This window comes from Leptothoe sp. PORK10 BA2, assembly GCF_034932105.1.
Classification (GTDB): Bacteria; Cyanobacteriota; Cyanobacteriia; order Phormidesmidales; family Phormidesmidaceae; genus Leptothoe.
The window spans coordinates 1-3,163 of sequence record NZ_JAYGIG010000204.1; the positions used below are offsets into that span (position 1 = coordinate 1).

At 43.3% G+C, this 3,163-nt stretch carries 1 protein-coding gene; it reads right to left on the reverse strand.

Features of this window, described 5'->3' with window-relative positions:
• Positions 1 to 127: 127 nt before the first annotated feature.
• Positions 128 to 3,022, reverse strand: a complete 2,895-nt coding sequence (locus VB741_RS26195) for an ABC transporter substrate-binding protein (RefSeq protein WP_323368174.1) — start codon at positions 3,020 to 3,022, stop codon at positions 128 to 130.
• Positions 3,023 to 3,163 lie beyond the last annotated feature (141 nt).

Here is a 3,163-nt window from a genome sequence, read left to right on the forward strand (position 1 = left end):
CACTGAGTTTGATGCGACCCTTGGGCTTGCTCAAGGAGGTTACCAATTCCTATATTTGGATTACGCTAGCTGATAATCTCTGTAACCTGGGAAAACTCTCTAATTTTTTAAGCCTGAGTAGTTACAATTACTGAGGCTTGCCAAAACCGCATTGAGGATCTGGACTATTAGTGCACTGCACTTCCACGACAAATCCAAGATCGAGGCTATCGATCAGTTCTCGATCTCCTGACTGATCAAAACTAATTGTGTTTGGTCCTAAGAATCCATCAAAACTATTATCCTTCATAATATTAGCTATTCCTTCAACATCTTGGCGAGTGAGTATCTGACGTTCATCTGCTTCAGGCAATGGTAAATTCATTTTGCCGATTGCCCCTACTACTGCCATTACTGAATCATAGGCAAGTCCCGTTCTCCAGTTGAAACTACCAGGGCTAATTTTCCATATTCCGGAAGCTTCGTTTAAGAAAGGGTTTACCTTTCCAGTATTGATGCTTTGGTGCCAGGGAATTGCAACAATCATTCCCTCAGCTTTTGTTCCAAGTTCTGCTAATGTGTTGGCTCCAAAAACTGCATCTCCACCAAATAGAGCAGGCTTTTCATCGAAATCATCAAGGTTCAGAACTACTCGCTGAATATCACCGCTAATTTCTGTACTGGGAAGCAGTAAGACCGCATCTAAATCAGCCATCACTTCAGCACATCTGTTTGGCGAAAAGCCGCCCGGAGAGGACAAGTCACAAATATCAGGTGCACTAATATCTGCAATATTAGTAAGAGCTATTTTATTCTGAAGTTTTATCGACTGGCTGTAAGGCTCGTTGCTCTCGTAAACCATGCCAACTGTTTCGTATCCTCTCTCTTGGATAACTTTCGCAAGATCTTGTGCAGCTCTACTATCAGTATTGGCTAGTCTAAATACAGAATCTTTATCTAACTGAAACGCATCACCTCTAACGGCTGTACTTGTCGATGATACGGAAATTATCCCAGACCCAGCATAGATATCTGATGCCCTCTTAGTTGTATCGCTGGTAGAAGTCAATACTGCAAAAATAGCGGAGTCAGCTTCCAGGGCTTTTGCAATATCTTCAGTTAGTTTGTATTTATCTTGATGAGAAGTACTAGGTGTATCATTGGCAACTTGAATCTGGATTAACCGACCATCAATGCCACCTCCATTTTGATTCAGAGTCTCTTGCCCTTGAGCATACCCTCGTAAAAGCTCAAGGGCAAGAGAAACGGTATCGCTATGGCCTAGTGGAGCAACCGCAGCAATTCGGATAAATGGCTTGCCAGAGTTGAATACTCTGGCATTATTCAGATAGATCAGAGCCTCGGGATCGGAAGGGCAAACCTTTCGATATTCTTCAAATTTTCCGATGACCTCACCCCAGTTTTCTGAACCTGAGTTTGAATTATAGGCAGATCGAAATGCAGTAACGGCGTCCTCTTTCAGGTTTTTATTTGGAAAACATCCAACATAAGCCTCACCCTCTTCATCTTGCCAGATTGCAGAATCAATCAGACGATCTTCTCCAATAGAAATATATTCTGGTGTAAGGCTGGAACCAACCTTTTGTGGCCACAACAATGGTGGAATTATAAATGCAGCCACCCCTACGGCCATTACACTCACGCCAATTGCAGCCCACTTTTTCCAATCCTTATCACTCTTCTTCCCATTTTCCTTATCAGTAATAGGAGGATTGGGAACGTAAGGCTTAGGTGGAAGTGGAGGTGCAGTAAGATCTGGCCAGACCAACTCTGGCTGACTTTGGCTTTGGCAAATAATCGGCAACCAGGAGGCGGAGGGATAGTTATCCTCTAGCTCAATCAGCTTTGTGCGAGCTCTTCTGAGAGCAGAGTAAAGGGGCTTTCCTGTTGAAAAATTCTCAAAGAAAGTGCCAAGGAACGCTGTTGCTACTGGATCGGGAACTGACTCTCTAAAGAGAACTGTATACGGCAGGCGAATCCTAACCAAAAAATCGGCTAGTCCTAACCCGTCGCAAGAGTTAAAGATGGCCAGTTTTAGTCCCCGGTCAATGGCTTCTAATAGTCTAGGTTGAAGAACAGTAAGTGTGCAGTAGTTATCATTTCCCAAATAAAGATAACCATCACGATATTCTCTGTCGCTAGAGCTATGGCCTGCGTAGAAAAGAATATCATAGGAATCTTGGGTCAATGCTCTCAGTAAGTCAGCAGAGGTAAGTGGTGATGCTTTATCACTCTCAGATTCTGGCTCTTCTAGGTTTGGAGGTAGTACATGAACTTCAGCCCCAAAGTCTCTTAGCCTCGCTAATGTTGCTCGGTCTTTGCCTAAGTCCAAATCACCTTCGTCACTACCAAAAATAGCTAAAACTTTGATAGGCGTAGTTAAAGATGAACCTTCACGAAAAGCATTAGCAGACAAAGCAATTTCAGCTTTATTGAAAAAATCAGTTTGAACTAAGTCCCATAAATGCCAAGGTAAACGCCTGAGGATATAGTTTTGCTCCAGCTGGGGGGTATTGAACTCAAAAAAGATTGGCAAAGATTGATCTCGCTGAACTTCGGCTTTACCCGTAATCCAGAATCGCAAGTTTTCAAACGATCCCTCGTTTTGAAACCAATTTTCTCTCAAATATCGACGCAGATCTACGGCAGCAGTTCTTGCATTTTCTACAGATGAGGAGTAGTGAGTTTCTACATCTTCTGGAACATTAATTTTGCGGGTCTTAACGTCATAATCACTAGCTGTCCACGCCTGCCCCCCTGATGCATCACGCAATCTGCCTCTGGCCTTTTCAGATTTGAGATAGCTAGATTGCCATTCCTGATATAGCGCTGGTAGCTCTAGTGCAGGGGGAGTCCTACGATATGGAGAGGTATCGAGCCTTTCACCCGCTTCTGGATATCGATGAATCTGCCTTCCATCTTTTAGAATAAGAGCATCAAAATCGAACCCTGCTTCAAACGTACCAGCGACAAAACGAACAACGACAGCAATATTGGAAGAGGTATGATGCAACTGATTCATGAGGGCAACCTATATAACTGGACAATGACAAGTTTCTGTTTTGCTTCTGCCCCGTTCTCAAGCGGCTAAATCAGGTGGGTCAAGGGTTTTAGACATCTCAGTTTTATTAGCCAGTAATTTAGTCAAAAGTAGAGTGGGTCT

Excerpts from the sequence above, each read along its gene's own strand:
- VB741_RS26195 (WP_323368174.1), bottom strand. The coding sequence starts at position 3,022 with ATGAATCAGTTGCATCATACCTCTTCCAATATTGCTGTCGTTGTTCGT.